Origin of the sequence: Aeromonas sobria, assembly GCF_000820145.1 — a bacterium.
Taxonomy (GTDB): Bacteria; Pseudomonadota; Gammaproteobacteria; order Enterobacterales; family Aeromonadaceae; genus Aeromonas; species Aeromonas sobria.
In genome coordinates this window covers 253,062-272,499 of the sequence record NZ_CDBW01000016.1, presented here as the reverse complement: position 1 = coordinate 272,499, position 19,438 = coordinate 253,062, and the positions used below count along the sequence as shown (strand labels likewise).

Genomic DNA, 19,438 nt, shown 5'->3' with positions numbered 1-19,438 from the left:
ACTCCCCCGGGAAAAAAGTGACTGACAGGGAGTCAGGATCCTGAGGGTTCCATTCCCCCACCTTTGGTTGGGACATTTTGTCCACCACAGGAAACCAAAATGTCCCGATCATCGGTGTGGGTTTGAGAATGGTTATCAGCCAGCTCGTCGGCGGCAGGTGCGCTGGCAAGCACCACCGGTTCAGCGGATCCGCTGGCCGGATTGGCCGATTCGCTCTCCGGGGCGGTCACCTGCTCCACCAGCCAGTTGCGCAGCCCGGCGGTCAGGGCTGCCGGCAGCAACTCGGGCTGGCTGAAATCCTGGGTGTAGTCGTCGAGTCCATCCGGCTTGTGGCTGCGAAACATGGCCCGCAGCGCCTCCTTGTCGGGGAGTTTGGCCTTGCCCGGCTGGGCTGTTGTTAGCGGCGGTTCGCCACTCTCGGCCCCCTCAACGGCACGCGGTTCACAGCTCCCCTTGTCAGTGCTGACTACGGGGCTATCCAGCGCAGTATCTGAGACTTCACCTTCACCACTGCCTTCGATGGGGGCGGCAACCGCCTCGGGAATGGCCTCTTCCCGTGGCTGCAATGCCTGATGCTTGCGCGCCTCACTCTTGCGTGACGACCAGCGCTTGAGAAACTCACTCATGGGCGCTGTTTCCGCTGTGGCTACCACGCTCGCGGCCATCGGGGCCAGTGGCTTTAACGGCGCCACAACTGGCTTGATCTACCGTATCGACACCAAGCTGATCCTGCGCCCGTCCCTTGCCCTTCTTGCCCTTGCGGCGGGCCTCCAGCAGCTCGCCGTGGCGGCCTATAAAGGCCTCCACCCAAGCTTGCAGCGCCTCGGGCAGCGGGCAGGAGAGCACCTGCCGCTCGCCATCCATATAGGCGGCGGCCACAGTCTGGCTCAGGGTGAGGCCATCGGCCACAAAGCCATTGTCCACGCGGCTTCCGGTGACAAAGAGGCGGGGCGAACCGGAGCTCAAATTGAAGCGATAATCCCCCCGCTCATCACGAAACAGGGTAAGGGGCAAGGCACCGGCAGCCTCGGGTTCGGCGGGATGGAGCGCCGCAATCTCGAAACGGCGGCTCTGCCAGCGGCCAACCTGGCTGTCGATGGCCTTTAACTCCAGTTGCAGCCAGCGCTGCGGGGGCAAGGTATTGGTTGTCTCTTGCACTATCACGGCTCCCATCAGAAGGTCTCTGCCGGGCCGCTCTCCCCCGTAATCCACCCCGTTTGGGGCGGATCACGGTGGTACATTCAGGGCGGCCACGGCCATCATTGGGATAAGACTTAGCAAGAGTGGGGCCAAGGCAGGTTTGGTAGTTGATGGAGGCATTGCTGCGGGTTGGCGCGTTGTGCGGGATATGGATCGGCGCGGGCGTAGGTTGGTGCAGAGCGCAGCGAAGCCCAACATGCGGCGTCAAACCAATCCGCCAGAGCCTGATTGAGGGAATGGCAATAATCGAATAATGCTGAATTATCCGATTATTACCTTGATAAAGTGTTCGCGGTAAACGTTGGGCTTCACTTCGTTCAGCACCAACCTACGATTTAGCCCAACATACGAGATAGATTTAACTTTAAAAAACAACATCAATGAGCTCTAACTCACCATATAAATTATGCTTTGTTTGTTTTATTTTTATATGTTTTAAACTTTCATTACGTTGAATCAAATCAATTATGATATATTTATCACGTTCATTAATAGCATAACCTAAAACGACTGTATCAAATGCAGATTTCGGTATTTTCTTCAAACAGACCTCATGATATTCACTGAATAAATCGTTCAATCCCAATGAATCATCAAAACTACCTTTAAGTAGGTCGCCATTTTTCTTCTCACAACTATTAAGAGGCGCAACGATTTTAACCTCCTCTTCATAACTCCATTTTTCCGCCTTTGAAAGCATTACTCTCTGACTAAGCTCATATAAATCAGCCCCATTTCTAAGTAAATCACTGACAATGGATGAATGGCTTGATAAATTAGAAACCTGATAATTTTTTATTGGCTCACCATTTAATCGCCAGCTTCCTTTAAAATAGGTTATTGCGGCTCTTTTTTCAGGAGAATAAGTAACCTCTTGTGGAGGGTTATCCTTAAAAAACTGATGTTCTTCTTTAAAAATTATCGCGATACCCTTTCCTTCTGATGCATAATGAGTCCACATCAATTCGTTAGTTGCACTTTTACATAAAGAAAATACTCCTATATGGCAGCTAATTGCCTCCAATAAAACCTTATTAAACATTTCTACTGAGGTTGTGAATTGATTTTCATCATACTCTTCCATTGAATTAAAACCAGTCTGTACTTTAATCATTTGAGGAAAAGCATCGCCATATCTAAGACCAGTAGGCAACAAGTAATACTTAATCAACTCTTCTTCACTTGGCGTATATGAAGGGTCATGTTGCATCTTACTATGTTGTTTTTTAGCCCAAGCAATATCAGCGGGAGAAAATCTATTAAAGTAAGGCAGCATTTTAGACTCACTCCCTTTATCATTAAGAAACTTAGGTTGAGTAAATCTAAAAAGCTCATTTAGTAAAAAACTATGTCTTGGCACATTACATTTATTAATCTCGTCATTTATTAATCCATAATATTTAACTAGCATTTACCCCACCTAATAATCATAGAATATGAAACTCATCGTTTATTAATTGGCACTTAATATTCCTATGTTTATTGAATGAACGAGTTTTGTCCAGAAAAGTTTACTTTCGAAAGGTAGATATGAGATATCAGATCCAATTTTATAAATACAGATACCAAGACCAACATTCAGCCTATTCATCTTAGATGGAACAAAACTTGCTGTATCCCTTCCCTTAGATCCCGGCAACCGGTCGCGAGGGGCCCATGACACCGACCTTTATCAAAAGCAATGCTGCCGTCCAGCTCACCATGGCCGTCGAGGTGATGGATGAACAGGGCACGATGAACACCCGCCAAATCGCCTGTGAGCGGCCACTGACGGTCTACCTCAACTGGAAGGAGATCGTAACCCTGATGACGCTGGGAGCCCGCCCCGAGGCGCTGGTACTGGGCTATCTGAAAAATCAGGGTTTTATCGAGGATATTGCAGCCATAGAGTCGGTGATCGTCGATTGGGAGAGTGAGGCCGCCGCCGTGGTGAGCAGCCAGCAGGCAGCCGATCTCGACAAGTCGCTGGAGAAGAAGACGGTCACCTCCGGCTGCGGTCAGGGCACCATGTATGGCAGCGTGATGAAGAAGCTCGAAGGGGTGGTTTTGGCGGCGCCCGAGCTTAAACAGAGCACCCTCTACGCCCTGCTCAAGGCGCTGTCGGCCCATAACGAAACCTACAAGATGGCGGGTGCCGTCCATGGCTGCGCCATCTGTCGCGGTAGCGAAATCCTCTCCTTTGTCGAGGACGTGGGACGCCACAATGCGGTGGATACCCTGGCGGGCGAGCTGTGGATGCGCGGTGAGACCGGCCACGACAAGATCTTCTACACCACCGGGCGGCTAACCTCGGAGATGGTGATCAAGGTGGCGCAGATGGGCATTCCGGTGCTGCTGTCGCGCTCCGGCGTCACCCAGATGGGGCTGGATCTCGCCCGCCAGCTCGGCATCACCATGATTGCCCGCGCCAAGGGGCGCCATTTCGAGGTATTCAGCGGCCACAACCATATGGTGCTGGACGAGAAGCCGCCGGTGCTGGCGCCCAGTCCGGCCGGTCGCGGGATGCGGGACTAGGTAATGAACGAGTTGATGAGTGCCAAGCAGATCGCTCTGTATCTCGATCACGCCACCACAGGGGTCAGGAACAAGCCATGAACGAATTTATGAACGTGAAGCAGGTGGCGGAATACCTCGATCTCAACGAGAAGAAGGTCTACCAGCTCGCCAACGAGGCGCGCATCCCCGCTACCAAGGCGACCGGCAAGTGGCTGTTTCCCCGCTCCCTGCTCGACCGCTGGCTGCTCGGCAGTTGCCACGAGGGGGTGATGAACGACCGGCTGCTGCTGGCAGGCTCGGACGATGTGCTGCTGCACTACGCCAGCAGCCGCTTGGCACAGCAGCTCGGCACCCAGGCACTGGTGGGCTACACCCCGTGCGGCACCCGTCAGGGGCTGGCGATGCTGGCGCGCGGCCATGTGGATCTCTGCGCCATCCACTGGGGGCAGGCCGAGGAGGCGCACCTGCGCCACCCGGCGCTGGTGCAGCAGTATCAGGGCCACCGGCAATGGGTGATCGTTCATGGATTTCGCCGGGTTCAGGGGCTGGTGCTGCGGCAGGGGTTGCAACCCAAGGAGGCGAAAGAGGCGCTCGACTGGCGCTGGGCCATGCGTCAAGAAGGGGCTGGCAGCCAGCGCGCCCTGCAGGAGTGGCTGCAAACGCAAGGGGAGTCGCTGACCCGGCTGGAGCGCACCATTGAGGTCAACAGCGAGCGGGAGCTGGCCGCCGCCATCAGCCGCGGCGATGCGGATGTCGGGCCCGGCGCCCAGAGCACAGCCACCGAGTTTGGCCTCGGCTTTATGCCCTTGTCGCAGGAGTGTTTCGATCTGGTGATGCCGCAGGGGGTCTTCTTTCGCACCCTGCTGCAGCAACTGATCGGCTGGTTGCAATCCCCCGAGGGGCGTGAACTGGCGGCCCGCCTCGGCGGTTACGACCTGACCCAGAGCGGCAAGCTGGTGTGGAGCCCGCAGTAAATAACCACTCACCCACCGACAAAACAGCCCGCCAACCATGTTGACGGGCTGTTTTTATAACGGGCCTTTTTATAACAGCATCAATCGCTTGTCTCACGCCCCTCGGCATTGAGGGCGATGCGCCACCCTTCCAGTTTCGCGGGCTCACTGCCGCTGGGCAGCAAGGCGTGGCTGCGCAGCCGCACGGTAAAGCAGCTCCCCTGCCCCGGTGTGGAGTCCACCAGCAGCTCCCCGCCCCAGCGGCTGATGATGCGGTGGCTCAGGGCCAGCCCCAGGCCGGTGCCGGTGGCGCGGGTGGTGAAGAAGGGGTCGAAGATCTTGTCGATAATCGCCGCCTCGATGCCGCTGCCGTTGTCGATGACCCGCACCTCGGCCCCGCGCAACTGACCCAGTTCATCGAACCAGTCGCGGCTCTCGACCCGGATCTCCCCCTGCTCCCCCAGCGCGTGGCTGGCGTTGACCAACAGGTTGATCAACACCTGCAACAGCTGCTGGCGATCCGCCTCGATGGGCTGCATGGCCTTGAGATCGGCCACCAGATCCACCTGCTGCTGACGCAGGGCGGAGCGCACCAGGGTCAGGCTCTCCTCGATGATGGGATTGAGATGCTGCCACACCGGCGCGGTCTCGTAGTCGCCGGGACGGGAGTATTGCAGCAGGCTGCGGGTGATGGCACGGATCCTCTCGATCTGGGCCAGCACCAGCGCCAGCTCCTCGCTGACCGGCTCGGCCGCCTCCCCCAACTCCAGCTTCATCAGCTCCACATTGCCAAGGATCACCGCTAGCGGGTTGTTGATCTCGTGAGCAACGCCAGCGGAGAGCTCGCCAAGGGCCGCCAGCTTCTCGCTGATGAGTAGCTGCTGGCGCGCCTCGGTCAGCATATGGATATGATCTTCCAGCTCGGCGGTCTTGAGCTTGAGGCTCTGGGTGCGTTCGGCCACCTTCTGCTCCAGCTCATCGGCGCTACGGGCCATCTGCTGCTGGTGCGCCTCCTGCCGATCCAGCATGGCGTCGAACTGGCGGCCGAGCTGGGCCAGCTCGTGGTCGGGATCGAGGGCCAGCGGGCCGATGCGAGCCGACTCCCCGGCCTGCACCTGCCGCACTACCTTGTGCATCCGCTCGATGGGGGAGAAGAGATCCCGCGCGCCGCGATAGACCAGCAGGCCGGAGAGCAGCAACAGCAGCACCACGCCGGAGCCCAGCTCCACCAGATTGGTGAGGTAGGTGCGGATAATGGGCCACTCGAGAAAGCCGACATAGAGCATGCCGAGCCGTTCGCCCCTGGCTCCCAGCAGTGGCTCGTAGCCCGAGACATACCAGGCGTCGTGGACGAAGGCGCGGTCAACCCACATCTCCCCCCGCCCCAGCACCTGCTCGCGCACCGGCGGCGAGACCCGGGTGCCCACCGCCCGTCCCACCTGACGACTACTGCTGACCGGCACGTTGGTGCTCACCCGCAGATCGTCGAGAAACAGGGTGACGGTGCCGACGCTGCCATCCGGCAGGGTATTTTTGGCAAACACCTGCCCCTTGAGCTCATCCACCAGCCGGGTGCTGCCGTTGACAAGCTCGCCCCCCTCCAGCACAGCCCAGAGCGAGCCGTCGCGGCCCATCACCGGCGTCAATGACAGGCTGATCAATCCCCGGTTCTCCACCACCTTGGTACCATCCCGCTGCCACAGCACAGCCCGCTTGGCCAGCACAGGGGCGAGGGCGAGCATCTCCTGCTGCGACCAGACCACGAAGTGACTGACGCTGCGCCCTGCCGTGAGAGCCGCGCGCGCCTGCGCCGTCAGCTGATCCAGCTCGGGGCCACGGCGCAAACGCAGGAAGTCGAGGCCATAGTTGGCCGCCAGCGGCATCACCCAATCCTGCAGCTGATCCGGCGATTCCCTCAGTCGCAGCTGAAAGGCCCAGGCATCGCGCAGATGCTCCAGATGTTCGGTCTGGCGCTGCTGCTGCACCGTGATGGCGTGGTGGGCCACCCCGAGATCACTGCGCACCGTGGTGAGCAGGTTCTGCCAGCTGTAGGTGAGGGTCCAGTAGAGGGTGAGCGCGATCATGCCCGCCAGGGTGAGCATGATGGGCACCGAGGTGAGCAGCAGCAGACGCCAGCGCACTTTGGTGCGCACGCAGCGGGGCAGCAAGGCGCGCATACAGCGAGACAGCAGGGTCAGTTTCATCGCCACCCCATCCAATCAACCTTCCTCATTCGATGGCCCACTCCTTGAACTTGCGCTCCAGGGTCTTGCGCGCCACCCCGAGCACCCGGGAAGCGGCCGACTTGTTGCCATCATGGCTGGCTACCACTTGCAGGATGTGGGCCTTCTCCACCTCCGCCAGTGGCCACGCCAGCGGATAACCCTCCTCGCTCGCCTCCTGTTCGGCGGGTTTGCTGCTCAGCCAGTAATCGGCGGGGGGCTTGCCCAGCAGCAGACAGCGCTCAATCAGGTTGCGCAGCTCGCGCACGTTGCCGGGCCAGGGATAAGCCTGCATCGCCACCACATCCTCGTGGGTCCAGCTTAAGGATCCCATCCCCATCTCGGCGGTGAGCTGGCGGGTAAAGTGGTGTACCAGCGCGGGGATGTCATCGACGCGATCCCGCAGCGGCGCCACCGGCAGCGCCACCACGTTGAGCCGATAGAAGAGATCTTCGCGAAAGCGGCCCGCCTCCACTTCGGCTTTGAGGTTGCGGTTGGTGGCGGCGACGATGCGCACATCCACCGCCAGCTCGCGCTCGGCACCGACCGGGCGAATGGCTTTTTGCTCCAGCACCCGCAGCAGGGAGGATTGCATGGCCAGCGGCATTTCGCCGATCTCGTCGAGAAACAGGGTGCCCTGATGGGCAACCCGAAACAGGCCGTCACGCCCCTTGCGGGCACCGGTAAATGCCCCCTGCACGTGGCCGAACAGCTCGCTTTCCAGCAGCTCCGGCGCGATGGAGGCGCAGTTGAGGGGCACAAAGGCCCCCATCCGGCCAGATAGTTGATGCAGGGCGCGGGCCACCAGCTCCTTGCCGGTGCCGGACTCCCCCTCCACCAGCACGGCGGCATTGGAGGGAGCCACTCTGGCGATGAGCGTCTTGAGCTCGCGGGTCTTGGCGCTGTCGCCAATCAGGGTGGGGGGGAATAGCTTGCTCACCTCTCGGCGCAGCAGCAGGTTCTCCCGCTCCATCTGGCGGCGCTCGATGACTCTATCTACCGCCTGCACCATCTGATCGAGATTGAAGGGCTTGAGGATAAAGTCACTGGCGCCGAGCCGTAGCGCCTTAAGGGCGGTATCCATGTCGCCAAAACCTGTCATGAAGATGATGTCGCTGCGACGGGTAGCGGGGTCGATCGCCTCGTGCCACTCGATGCCGGAGCGCCCCGGCAGCCGGATGTCGGCGATGATGAGATCAAAATGCAGGCGGCAGCGCAGGGCTTCCGCCTCTTCCACGCTGGCGGCAGTCTCTATCTGGGCGAAGCGCTTGGCCAGTGCCTTGGCCAGAAAGCTGCGCATGCCGGGCTCATCGTCAACGATGAGCAGGGAGAGGGCAGACCAGCGGCTAACGGATGCAGTCATGGAAAAAAGTACCTCAGATACACGTAAGGTCAGATAATATCCCGATAACCGGAACTTTAGTGGGACATTTTGTCCTTCCCGTATCAAAAGCACCAACACCCATGATTAAAAGCGACAACAAGCTCCCCTGATTGATTTTAATAAGCTTCTGTTTTTAAACGGCAAACCGTGAATCCGATGACAAAGGAACAGTTTGGCACCCTGCTTGCTTACTCTTGCCCTCTCCTCATCCACCCTGAAAAAAGTTGCATCAAGATGACGATAAAAACCAATTTCAAACGTTTTGCGCTCTCCCTCACCGCCAGCCTGCTGATCGCCGGAGCGGCCCACGCTGACGCCGCGAAATCACCAATTCGCCTCGCTACCACCACCAGCACCGAGCAGTCCGGTCTGCTGGGCTGGCTGCTGCCCCAGTTCACCAAAGAGACCGGTTATCCGGTGCAGGTGATGGCGGCTGGCACCGGCCAGAGCCTGAAGATGGGCGAAAATGGCGATGCGGATCTGGTGATGACCCACGCCCCCTCTGCCGAGAAGAAGTTCGTCGATGCAGGCTTTGGCATCGAGCCGGTGCATTTGATGTACAACGACTTTGTCATCGTCGGCCCGGCCAAAGACCCGGCGGGACTGGCCAAGCTGCACGACGCCGCCAAGGGGCTGCAAGCCATCAAGGATCAAGACCAGACCTTTATCTCCCGCGGTGACGAGTCCGGCACCCACATCAAGGAGAAGACCCTGTGGCAAGCCGCTGACGTCAAACCCGAGTTTGCCGGTTACAAATCCATCGGCCAGGGGATGGGCCCGACCCTGACCATGGCCTCCGAGCTGGGTGCCTACACCCTGACCGACCGCGGCACCTGGCTCGCCTATCAGAGCAAGCTGGATCTCGCCGTGCTGCTGGAGGGTGACAAGCGCCTGTTCAACCCCTATCAGGTGATCCTGGTCAACCCCAAGCGCTACCCGGATCTCAACACCGAAGGGGCTCGCACCCTGAAGAACTGGCTGGTCTCCGAGCATGGCCAGCAGCTGATCGGCGACTTCAAGGTGGCCGGTCAAGCGCTGTTTGTGGCGGATGCCAACGGGAAATAATGGCAACCCTGACCCCTGCGATGAGGTTGATGGCCCTCCCCCGGTTCGCTGAGGGAGGCGCCTGATGCCGACACTGCTCGACACGACCGTATTGACGGCCCTCGCCCTGCACTATGAGAGAGAGGTCTGATGCCGACGCTGCTTGACACGACATTAGCGGCCCTCGCCCTGCTGTTTAGTGGTGACACCGAACTGTGGCAGGTGGTGGGGGTCTCCTTCTCCGTCTCCTGCATCGCCCTGCTGCTGGTGCTGCTGCCCGCGTTGCTGCTGGGCTTTGCGCTGGCCTATCTGCCGCTGCCCGGCCGCTGGCTCTGGCTCTCCTGCATCAATACCCTGCAATCAGTGCCGACCGTGGTGATTGGCCTCTTGCTCTATATGCTGCTGTCGCGGGCCGGCCCCTTTGGCGACTGGAAGCTGCTCTTTACCCAGCAGGCGATGGTGGTGGGGCAGATGCTGATCGCCTTTCCGGTGATCGCCACCATGGCCCACGCGGCGTTTGTTCAGAGCGATCGGCGCGCCTGGGAGACCGCCCTGACCCTGGGGGTATCCTGGCCCAAGGCGTTGATCGGCCTGATGCATGAGTGCCGCTTTGGCCTGCTGGCCGCCATCATCGGCGCCTTTAGCCGCATCGTTACCGAGGTGGGCTGCTCCATGATGGTGGGGGGCAATATCCTGCACTTCACCCGCAATATCCCCACCGCCATCGCGCTGGAGACCCAGAAAGGGGCCTTCACCCAGGGGGTAGCCCTTGGCATCGTGCTGCTCACTCTGGCCCTGTTGCTCAACCTGCTGCTGACAGCGTGTCGCGGCCACAGCTATCTGAAGAACTGACCATGGCGCAGCGCACTGTTAGCCATTACCGAATGCTGCTGACCCCATCTCTGGCGCGGCCACAGCTATCTGAAGAACTGACCATGCCCCCACTGTGTATCAACAGGAGTACCCCATGGCCCTGACCGCCCAGCAACTCACCATGCGCTTTGGCGAACGCCAGCTGTTCGAGATTGACCGGCTCGCCATCGCACCGGGGGATGCCATCTGGCTGCACGGGGCCAACGGGGTGGGCAAGACCACCCTGCTCAAGATCCTGGCGGGGCTGCTCGCCCCGACCCGTGGCCACACCAATCTGCCGGGACGCTGGCAACGGCGGCTCAACCGGCTGCTCAAGCGGGATCTGGGGCCGGGCCGGGTCACCTATCTGCACCAGACCCCCTATCTGTTTGATCGCACCGTGCACGACAACGTGGCCTGGGCGCTGGATAAACAGCTTGGCAGCGAGATCCGGGTGTTCGAGGCGCTGCGCCGGGTCGAGCTGGAGGGGCTGGCGCGGGAGCACATCAGTATTTTGTCCGGTGGCGAACGGCAACGGCTGGCGATGGCCCGCGCTTGGGCGCTGCAACCGGCCTTTCTGCTGATGGATGAGCCCACCGCCAATCTGGATACACATTCGGTTGCCCTGATGGCCGCATTGGCGCAAGATCTGCGGGAACATGGCAGCGGCCTGGTCGTCATCAGCCACCAGAGCAATGCCCTGACCGACCTGTGCGAGCGGCAATGGACCCTCGCCCGTGGCCAGCTGCAAGAGACGACCCCTTTAAAAATCATCGAGCGACATGACTTCAAAAAGCGACAGCCACTCTGATCCCGTTGCCGTATCAGCAGTGATCCTGGCAGGAGGCCGCGCCACCCGGATGGGGGGCGAAGACAAGGGATGGGTAGCACTGGCGGGACGCCCCCTGATCGACCACGTGCTGGCGCGCCTGCGCCCCCAGGTGGATGAGGTGCTGATCAACGCCAACCGCAGTCAGCCCCGCTATCAGGCGCTGGCCCCAGTCATCAGCGATGACAACAACGACTATCTCGGCCCGCTGGCGGGCATGCAGGCTGGCCTTGCCGCCGCCCGTCATGACTGGGTGCTGTTTGTCCCCTGCGACGGCCCCGCCCTGCCGCTGGATCTGATGAGCCGCTTTCGCGCCGCCCTGACCCCACAGACCGAGCTGGTGGTGGCCCACGACGGCGACTGGCTGCAACCCGTGGTGGCCCTGCTGCACAAATCCCTGCTCCCCTCCCTCACCGCCGCGCTGGCAGAGGGTGAGCGCAAAATCGATATCTGGTTTGCCCGCCACAATATGGCGGTGGTGAGCTTTGCCGATCAGCCGGATGCCTTTATCAATCTCAATAGCCCTGCCGAGCTGGCCGCCTACGAGGCCCGTCTGCTCGCCCCAGCTATCGACCCCCAACAAGGAGTCACCTCATGACCCCGGCCCCCACTCTTCCCCTGCTCGGCTTCGCCGCCTGGAGCGGCACCGGCAAGACCACCTTGCTGGAGCAGTTGATCCCCTTGCTGGTGGATCGCGGCCTGCGCATCGGGGTGCTCAAGCACGCCCACCACGACTTTGATATCGACCAGCCGGGCAAGGACAGTTACCGCCTGCGCAAGGCGGGTGCCCAGCAGATGATGGTGGCTTCCCGCTGTCGCCACGCTCGTATCATTGAGACCGAGCTGGCCGAAGCGGACTTTCGCCAGCTGCTGGCAAGCTTCGATCAGACAGAGCTCGACCTGCTCTTGGTCGAGGGGTTCAAGCACGAACACTTCCCGAAAATCGAGCTGCACCGCGCCGAGATTGGCAAGCCGCTGCTCTTCCCCGAAGACAGCGACATCATCGCGCTGGCCAGCGATCAGCCCCAACAGAGTGGCGAACAACAGCAGACAAGCCTGCCCCGCCTCGATATCAACGATCTGGCGGCCATCGCCGACTTCGTCTGCCGCTGGCTTGACGGCTGCCAGACCAAGGAGCCGGAGGCGGGCAAGGGATTTCTCTCGGTAGAGGCGGCCCGCAACGCCATTCTGCAAGCTCTCACCCCAAGCAACGCCTGCTCGAACAAGCCGCTGGCCCAGTGCCACGGCGCCGTGCTGGCCGCCGATCTGGTGAGCCCCATCAATGTGCCCCCCCACGCCAACTCGGCGATGGATGGCATTGGCCTGCGCAGCGACGATCTCGCCACCGGTCGCTGGCAGCTGGTGGGGGAAGTGCTGGCGGGCCAGCAGCGCCATGAGCCGGTGCTGGCCGGTCAGGCGGTGCAGATCATGACCGGCGCCCCGCTGCCCCCCGGTGTGGATACCGTGGTGATGCGGGAAGAGACGCTGATTGAAGGTGAGTGGGTCACCGTCACCGCCCCAATCCGGGCAGGGCAGAATGTGCGCCTGGCCGGGGAAGATCTCGCCAAAGGCGCGGTCGCCATCCCGGCCGGTACCTGGCTTGGCGCCCCCCAGCTCGGGCTAGCGGCATCACTCGGTCAAGCCAGTCTCACTGTGCGCACCCCGCTGAAAGTGGCGCTGTTCAGTACCGGCGATGAGGTGCAGGCACCGGGCGAAACGCTTGCCCCCGGCCATATCTTCGACAGCAACCGCTTCACTCTGATGGCCCTTATCCGCGCCGCCGGTTGCGAGGTGATGGACCTTGGCATCATTCCCGATGACAAGACCATTCTGCGCCAGCAGCTGGAGCAGGCCGCCGCCAGCGCCGATCTGGTGCTGAGCTCGGGCGGGGTCTCGGTGGGTAACGCCGACTTTATCAAGCTGGTGCTGGCAGAGCTCGGCCAGATCGATTTCTGGCGCATCCAGATGCGGCCGGGCCGCCCGCTCGCCTTTGGCAAACTGGGGCAGACCCCCTTCTTCGGTCTGCCGGGCAATCCGGTGGCGGCGATGATCTGCGTGCTGCAGTTTGTCGAGCCCGCCATTGCCCGCCTGCAGGGCAAGCTGTGGCAGCCGCTGCGCCTGTCGGCACTGGCGGACGAGAAGATGAAGAGCCGCCCGGGGCGCTCCGAGTTTCTGCGCGGCATCTTCCATCAGGACCGTAACGGCCAGCTGCGGGTGCGCACCACAGGACCACAGGGTTCGGGTATTCTGAGCTCCATGGCAGATGCCAACTGCCTGATCGAAATCGTACCGGACCAACCCGGCATCGCCGTTGGCGAGCGGGTCTGGATCCACCCCTTGCAAGGACGACTAGCCTGATACCCGAACGGGGCGTCGGCCGGATGCACGGCGCCCCGTCACACACCTGATCGGCGACCTGATACGAGGCAAACTGTGCGTCTTGATGCCCCTCTCTCCCGACTCGATCTGCTGGTCTATGGCCACTACCGGATCGTCCATGGCCTGCGCATTGCGCTCGCCTTTATGCTCACCTTTTTGCTGACCCGCGAACTGCAACTGCCAGAGAGCACCTGGCCGCTGATCACATTAGTGGTGGTGATGGGGCCCATCTCGTTTTGGGGCAATGTGCTCTCCCGTGCCCTGCAGCGGGTGGTGGGCACCATCTTCGGCGCCGGTTGCGGAGTGGTGGCACTTTATCTGGAGATCTACTCCATGCCGCTCACCCTGATCTGGTGCGGTTGCATCATGTTCCTCTGCGGCTATCTGGCCCTCGGCAAGCGCCCCTATGTGGGGCTGCTGATCGGTATCACCCTTGGCATCACCATGGGAGCCATGCCGGGGGACATCAAGATGGCGCTGTGGCGCAGTGCTGATGTGATCCTTGGCTCCCTGCTGGCGCTGCTCTTTTGCAGCATCTATCCCCAGCGCGCCTATAGCCACTGGCGGCTGCAACTGCACCAGATCCTGCAACAGTCGGGGCGGCTCTATCACACCCACCTCTCCCCCAATGTGCTGGAGCGGCCGCGGCTCAAACACAATCTCTCTCAACTGCTGGCCCAGACCGGCAAACTGCGGGCACTGCTGGCCCCGGCAGCCAAGGAGAGTCGCCACAGTATCTCGCTGTTTGATGCGGTGCAGGTCACCATGCGCAACACCCTCTGTACCCTGGAGATGCTGGCCAACACTTACTGGAACGATCGCCAGAGTCACTTCCTGATGCAGAGCACCCGCGAGCTGCACACTTGCCATCAGGCCACCGAGGAGGTGATCAGCCAGCTCGCCCTGATGATGCAAACCGGCGACGGGCGCGGTGCGGATGCCGCCATCGCCCGCCTGCAGGAGGTGGCGATGCAGGTGTCGCTGCCCCCCAACACCGAGGCGGCCATCAATGGCTACCTCTGGCTCAACGTCCAGCTGACCGAGCAGCTCACCCACCTGCGCCGCCTGCTGGGGCTGATCCTCACCCCGCCCCATCGCAAGCAGCCGGACTAAAACCAATGCAAAACGCCCCGCAGTTGCGGGGCGTTTTGAGTACCAACATGAGGATCGCAGCCGTTTACGCGGCGGTGCGGATCTGCTCAAGTTGATCCTGGGTCATGGTAGAGACCAGCTGGCCATCGAAATAGATATCCAGCATCTCACCACGCTTCTCGCCGCGCATCATGCCAATGCTGCCATCCAGATAATGCAGCTTCATTTCGGCGCTCTGTGCGTTGGGGTAGCTGATTTCTACTTCGCGCACACCCTGCGGCAGCATGGCCAACGGCACCTTTTTAAGCGCCGGGTCCAGATGCTGGTTCACCTTGATCACCGAGTTGGCACGCATGTCGACCAGCGCTGGCGACTTGCCAGTGATGACGTTTTTGCCAGTCCAGAATTCGATGGTATTGAATACGAACAGATCGCCGGTGGCCGCCAGACCATAGACAGGGGCGAGCAACACGAAGACCCCGGCACGGCCGTAGCGGTTATCCACCACGCTCAGGTTGCCCTTGGTGACCATGCCAGAAAGCCCCATCTGCCCCATACAGCCGCCCAGACCCATGCTCGCGACCATAACCAGCAGGGCCATTGCCCGCCCTTTCTGTTGTAATGCCATCTTGTTCTGTTCCTGCTCCAAAATTAATGAGGCGGCAAGCCTAATCAAGAGGTCAAACCAGAACAATTCACAATGGAGGGACGATACAGGAGGGGTTCAGATTCACATATCAAGTGCACAAGAAATAAGCACCGATGGAGTAATAATCCAAACGGTGCCTTTACTCAACAACCAATACCACTCAAGAATCTATGGCCAAGTTGGATACGGTTTCGGTGACACTGATGGCACCCTGCTCAATCTGGGCCATCACACTGCTCACCTCGCTAATCTGCTCCTTGCCACGTAATGCTCTACTGGCCACTTCATCGATATTGCTGGTGATATGGGCGGTCAACTCGCGGTTTTTCTGCACCACTGCGGCAATCTCGCCGGTAGAGAGCGAGGTGCGAGCCGCCAGTTGCCGTACTTCGTCGGCCACCACCGCAAAACCACGCCCTTGATCTCCGGCCCGCGCGGCTTCAATGGCCGCATTCAGTGCCAACAGGTTGGTCTGCTCCGCAATGCTGCTAATGGTGGAAACAATCGCCTCTATGCTTTTTGACTGCTCATTTAACTGACCAATCAGAGCTGAGGTTTTGCTTACCTGCTCCGAAATAGCACTCGAGAGAGCGACCGAGGCATTGAGCAGATCAGAACCGGTCGACGCAGCTTGGGTGGTCTCTTTAGAAATAGTGTGAGCGATACGGGCCGCTTCACTGACCGCCTGGGCCCGTTTGATCCGTTCCGTCACGTCACTGGCAAACTTGACCACTTTGATCACCTTGCCCGACTCATCCTTGATGGGGTTATAGGTTGCCTCCAGCCAGAGCTCGTTACCATGACTGTCCCGGCGTAAAAAGAGACCCGACTTGAGCTGGCCATGGGCCAAATCCTCCCAAAAATGGGGCTGTTCCCGATAAAAGCTGTCGTCACAAAACAGCTTGTGATGCTGTCCTTTGAGTTGTGATAACGAGTAACCAACGCAGGAGAGGAAATTCTGATTGGCAGTGATGATGTCACCTTTGGGGGTGAATTCGATAATGGCCAGCGAACGGTCGAGGGCTGAGGCGATGGCTTTCTGACGGCTGAGCTGGATGTAACTCTCGGTGATATCGGCGGCAATCTTGACCACTTTTATCACCTTGCCATCAACCTTGACCGGGAAGTAGGTCGCCTCTAGCCACAACTCTCGCCCCTGCTTATCAAAACGCTGATAAATGCCGCTGTGGGTCTCGCCATGGTCCAGTTGCTGCCAAAACTGCGAGTAAGAGGTCGACTGCCCATAGTGGGCGTCGCAAAACATCCGATGGTGTTTGCCAACCACCTCCTGCTCGCTATAACCCACCACACTTAAAAACAGCGGATTAGCCTCGAGGATAACCCCTTGCGGGGTAAAACTGATGGTTGCCACCCCCTTTTTGACGGCATCAATAAAGGCGTGGGCCTGGGCCAACTGCGTTTGACATGCGAGTAATTCTGCTTTGATTTTAAAATTAAACATCAGCCCAGCCTCCGGTAGATACCTGCAATTAGGTTACGTCTGTACCGATTTTAGACGAAAAATCTGATAGATAGCGCTTACCACTTTCCCCCGGCCAGCAGGCGCATAAAAATCCTAATCACGTCGAAAAAAACAGGGGTTAGCGTGATGAAGATCACACTACTTTATTCTGGTTCACCACATAAAAATCCATCACCAGATAGGGATTAATTTATTGATATTACCCATAACAAACCTCAACCCATGCCACAAATAGCCTCAATTATTTGTTTTTAAATAGAAAAATAAATGCCGACTGAAAATAGCGAGTCCTGCCTGAAAACGGGATCTTCATCACATCGTGTTTTGCTGCGCACAAAAATCCAGTGATTGGCACATTTATCCGATAGGGCGGGGGCGGACGAACCGCGATAATAGCCAGGTCATTTTTATCCAGTACGTCGATACGTACTCACGCATAGCTTCCGTCACCGGAAGCGGGGAGAGCGCCATGATCACCACCTTGATCAATGAACATCTGATCAACCTCGATTTGAAAGCGACGCGAAAGGAAGAGGTCTTCACCGAGATGGCCCGCCTGCTGGCATCGCAAGGCAGGGTCAGCGACGAGCAGGCCTTTATCAAGGATCTGTGGGCCCGCGAAGAGCTGGGTAACACAGGTTTTGAGGAGGGCGTGGCCCTGCCCCACGCCAAGAGCGCGGCGGTGAGCAACCCGGCGGTCGCCATCGGCATCAGCCGCAACGGCATCGAGTACGGCGCCGAAGATGGCAAGCCGTCCCACCTCTTTTTCATGATTGCCTCCCCCGATGGTGGCGCCAATCACCATATCGAGGTGCTGGCGGAGCTCTCCGGCAAGCTGATCGAAGAGGGCTTTATCGCCAAACTGCTGGCAGCCAAAACCCCGGCTGAGGCACTGGCGCTGCTGCTGGCCAAGAAAGAGGAGCAGAGTGCAGCCCCGACTACCAGCAAAGGCTTCATCATCGGTGTCACTGGCTGCCCGGCCGGTATCGCTCACACCTATCTGGCGGCCGAGTCGCTGGAGCGCGCAGCCCGCGAGCTGGGTTACGAGGTGAAGGTGGAGACCAACGGCTCCATCGGCGTCAAGAACAGCCCGACCGCAGACGAAATTGCCCGCGCCAGCGCCATCGTGGTGGCCTGTGACAAGCAGGTGGACATGGCCCGCTTCGCTGGCAAGCCGCTGATCAAAACCGGCGTCAAGGCCCCCATCAAGGATGGCAAGGGTCTGATCGAGCAGGCACTGAAAGCCCCGGCCTATGTGGCCGGCAAAGAAGATAAAAAGGGTGAAGAGAAGAGCACGGGCGGCAGTTCCGATCTCTATCGCTACCTGATGAACGGCGTCTCCCACATGATCCCGTTCGTGGTGACCGGCGGTCTGTTGATTGCGCTGGCACTGGCCATCGGCGGCAACCCGACCCCGAGCGGCATGCAGATCCCGGAAGGGAGCATGTGGAACCAGATCCTCAACGTGGGTGTGGCCGCCTTTACCCTGATGATCCCCATTCTGGCGGGCTATATCGCCTACGCCATCGGTGATCGTCCGGCGCTGGCCCCGGGCTTTATCGGCGGCTGGATCGCCAACAACGGCAGCTTCTACGGCGCTGACGCCGGTACTGGCTTTATCGGTGCCATCATCGCAGGTCTGCTGGTCGGCTATCTGGTGCGCTGGATTGCCACCCGTCACTACCACAAGATGGTGCAGCCGCTGGTGCCGATCCTGATCGCCCCCATCGTCGGTTCCCTGTTTATCGCTGCGGTCTTCATCTTCATCATCGGCGCCCCGATTGCCGACATGATGACAGGCCTCAACGCCATGCTGCTCTCCATGAGCGGTGGCAGTCTGGTACTGCTGGGCATCGTGCTGGGGGGTATGGCCGGCTTTGATATGGGTGGCCCGGTCAACAAGGTGGCCTTCCTGTTCTCCGTCGGCATGATTGCCTCCGGTCAGACCCAGTTTATGGGTGCCATGGCTTGCGCCATCCCGGCTGCGCCGCTCGGCATGTCGCTGGCTACCGTGCTCGGTCGCAAGCTGGGTATCTTCGATGCTTCTGAAATCGAAGCGGGCAAAGCCGCCGGTGCCATGGGCCTGGTGGGGATCTCCGAGGGGGCGATCCCGTTCGCCGCCCGTGATCCGCTGGCCGTCATCCCGGCCAACATTCTGGGCAGCATGACCGCCGCAGTGATGGCCTTCCTGTTTGGCATCACCAACAGCGTCGCCCACGGTGGCCCCATCGTGGCCCTGCTGGGTGCGGTCAACAAGCCACTGCTGGCGCTGCTCTGCATGGTCTGCGGTGCCATCGTCACCGGTGTGGTGGCTGTCGCCCTGAAAAAACTGCGGATCAAAAAGAGTGACGAGGTGACCCTGGCCAAAGCGGCCTGAGTCCCCCCGCGCAATCGCTGCTCGTAACGCATAACAGGAGGCCACCCCACGGGGTGGCCTCTTTGGTTTTCGCAGCGCCTGATAGCCAGCTTTCCTCTGATCCGCCCCACGAAACAGGGGTCGATGACCCCGCCTACCTCGCTTCTCGCTTCGCCCTCCTCTCCTTGCGTCTCTCCCTCACGCCTCGCAACCAAGGGCTCGCACGGCGCAGCAAACTGGCTGACATGGCAGTACTTTGGCATTCACTGTGTGATGTTTCTCACGCTTTTTCCGCGAAAGCGCAAAAACTAGGAAATTTTCCTAGTGCCACTAGGGATGGCTCTCAAGCCATTTTCTGCCCCTCTGATTAGAGTCACCTCACCTGATGTCGTGACCCGCACCACGATGGGCAACCAGCCCCATCATCCCGTGCCGGGCCCGGGTTTATATGGATGGAGAGTCGGCCACAGCACCAACTGGCAGGATCTGACTTTCGGTT

The 19,438-nt window shown here is 59.7% G+C and carries 16 protein-coding genes; 9 read left to right on the top strand and 7 right to left on the bottom strand.

Annotated features, from left to right (window positions below):
- Positions 1-32: 32 nt before the first annotated feature.
- The 3 genes from BN1135_RS08135 to BN1135_RS08125 all read right to left on the bottom strand — a co-directional run bounded on the left by BN1135_RS08135 (position 33) and on the right by BN1135_RS08125 (position 2,611).
- Positions 33-626 (bottom strand): DUF3306 domain-containing protein, encoded by a 594-nt coding sequence (locus tag BN1135_RS08135; protein WP_042020241.1) that lies wholly within the window; start codon positions 624-626, stop codon positions 33-35.
- Complete coding sequence (locus tag BN1135_RS08130; protein ID WP_042020239.1) at positions 619-1,173, bottom strand: DUF3305 domain-containing protein; 555 nt, start codon at positions 1,171-1,173, stop codon at positions 619-621. The genes BN1135_RS08135 and BN1135_RS08130 overlap by 8 nt, the downstream gene beginning before the upstream one ends.
- 391 nt (positions 1,174-1,564) lie before the next feature.
- Entirely contained in the window at positions 1,565-2,611 is a 1,047-nt protein-coding gene (locus tag BN1135_RS08125) for a DUF2971 domain-containing protein (RefSeq protein ID WP_042020238.1), read from the bottom strand.
- Positions 2,612-2,856: 245 nt separating this feature from the next.
- Between BN1135_RS08125 and BN1135_RS08120 the strand changes: the two genes are divergently transcribed.
- A complete protein-coding gene (locus tag BN1135_RS08120) occupies positions 2,857-3,714 on the top strand; it encodes a formate dehydrogenase accessory sulfurtransferase FdhD (protein ID WP_042020236.1) in 858 nt (285 codons plus the stop codon).
- An 89-nt stretch (positions 3,715-3,803) separates the two neighbouring features.
- Positions 3,804-4,670, top strand: a complete 867-nt coding sequence (locus tag BN1135_RS08115) for a helix-turn-helix transcriptional regulator (RefSeq protein ID WP_005312265.1) — start codon at positions 3,804-3,806, stop codon at positions 4,668-4,670.
- Between the two features lie 80 nt (positions 4,671-4,750).
- Here BN1135_RS08115 and BN1135_RS08110 read toward each other — a convergent pair whose 3' ends face one another.
- Together BN1135_RS08110 and BN1135_RS08105 are read right to left on the bottom strand one after the other, a co-directional pair.
- On the bottom strand, positions 4,751-6,853 hold the full coding sequence (locus BN1135_RS08110; protein WP_082186760.1) for a sensor histidine kinase: 2,103 nt from the start codon (positions 6,851-6,853) through the stop codon (positions 4,751-4,753).
- Positions 6,854-6,878: 25 nt separating this feature from the next.
- A complete protein-coding gene (locus tag BN1135_RS08105; RefSeq protein WP_042020234.1) occupies positions 6,879-8,234 on the bottom strand; it encodes a sigma-54-dependent transcriptional regulator in 1,356 nt (451 codons plus the stop codon).
- Between the two features lie 255 nt (positions 8,235-8,489).
- Between BN1135_RS08105 and BN1135_RS08100 the strand changes: the two genes are divergently transcribed.
- The 6 genes from BN1135_RS08100 (at position 8,490) to BN1135_RS08075 (ending at position 14,472) form a co-directional block, all read left to right on the top strand.
- Positions 8,490-9,320 carry an ABC transporter substrate-binding protein gene (locus tag BN1135_RS08100; protein ID WP_042020370.1) on the top strand — a complete coding sequence of 277 codons (831 nt, stop codon included), beginning with the start codon at positions 8,490-8,492 and terminating at the stop codon, positions 9,318-9,320.
- Positions 9,321-9,449: 129 nt separating this feature from the next.
- A complete protein-coding gene (locus BN1135_RS08095; RefSeq protein WP_005347674.1) occupies positions 9,450-10,151 on the top strand; it encodes an ABC transporter permease in 702 nt (233 codons plus the stop codon).
- Between the two features lie 115 nt (positions 10,152-10,266).
- Positions 10,267-10,962 (top strand): energy-coupling factor ABC transporter ATP-binding protein, encoded by a 696-nt coding sequence (locus tag BN1135_RS08090; RefSeq protein ID WP_042020232.1) that lies wholly within the window; start codon positions 10,267-10,269, stop codon positions 10,960-10,962.
- Positions 10,934-11,578 carry a molybdenum cofactor guanylyltransferase MobA gene (mobA, locus tag BN1135_RS08085; protein ID WP_042020230.1) on the top strand — a complete coding sequence of 215 codons (645 nt, stop codon included), beginning with the start codon at positions 10,934-10,936 and terminating at the stop codon, positions 11,576-11,578. The genes BN1135_RS08090 and mobA overlap by 29 nt, the downstream gene beginning before the upstream one ends.
- Positions 11,575-13,338: a bifunctional molybdopterin-guanine dinucleotide biosynthesis adaptor protein MobB/molybdopterin molybdotransferase MoeA gene (locus BN1135_RS08080; RefSeq protein ID WP_042020229.1), complete on the top strand. Its 1,764-nt coding sequence runs from the start codon at positions 11,575-11,577 to the stop codon at positions 13,336-13,338. Before mobA ends, BN1135_RS08080 begins: the two co-directional genes overlap by 4 nt.
- A 75-nt stretch (positions 13,339-13,413) precedes the next feature.
- A complete protein-coding gene (locus BN1135_RS08075) occupies positions 13,414-14,472 on the top strand; it encodes an FUSC family protein (RefSeq protein WP_042020228.1) in 1,059 nt (352 codons plus the stop codon).
- A 64-nt stretch (positions 14,473-14,536) separates the two neighbouring features.
- Here BN1135_RS08075 and BN1135_RS08070 read toward each other — a convergent pair whose 3' ends face one another.
- On the bottom strand, positions 14,537-15,079 hold the full coding sequence (locus tag BN1135_RS08070; protein WP_042020227.1) for a DUF3332 domain-containing protein: 543 nt from the start codon (positions 15,077-15,079) through the stop codon (positions 14,537-14,539).
- Between the two features lie 181 nt (positions 15,080-15,260).
- Entirely contained in the window at positions 15,261-16,562 is a 1,302-nt protein-coding gene (locus tag BN1135_RS08065) for a methyl-accepting chemotaxis protein (RefSeq protein ID WP_042020226.1), read from the bottom strand.
- 490 nt (positions 16,563-17,052) lie between these two features.
- Here BN1135_RS08065 and BN1135_RS08060 point away from each other — a divergent pair, with 490 nt between their 5' ends.
- The gene (locus tag BN1135_RS08060) at positions 17,053-18,960 is read left to right on the top strand and encodes a PTS fructose transporter subunit IIABC (protein ID WP_042020225.1); all 1,908 of its coding nucleotides are present in this window, start codon (positions 17,053-17,055) and stop codon (positions 18,958-18,960) included.
- Positions 18,961-19,438 lie beyond the last annotated feature (478 nt).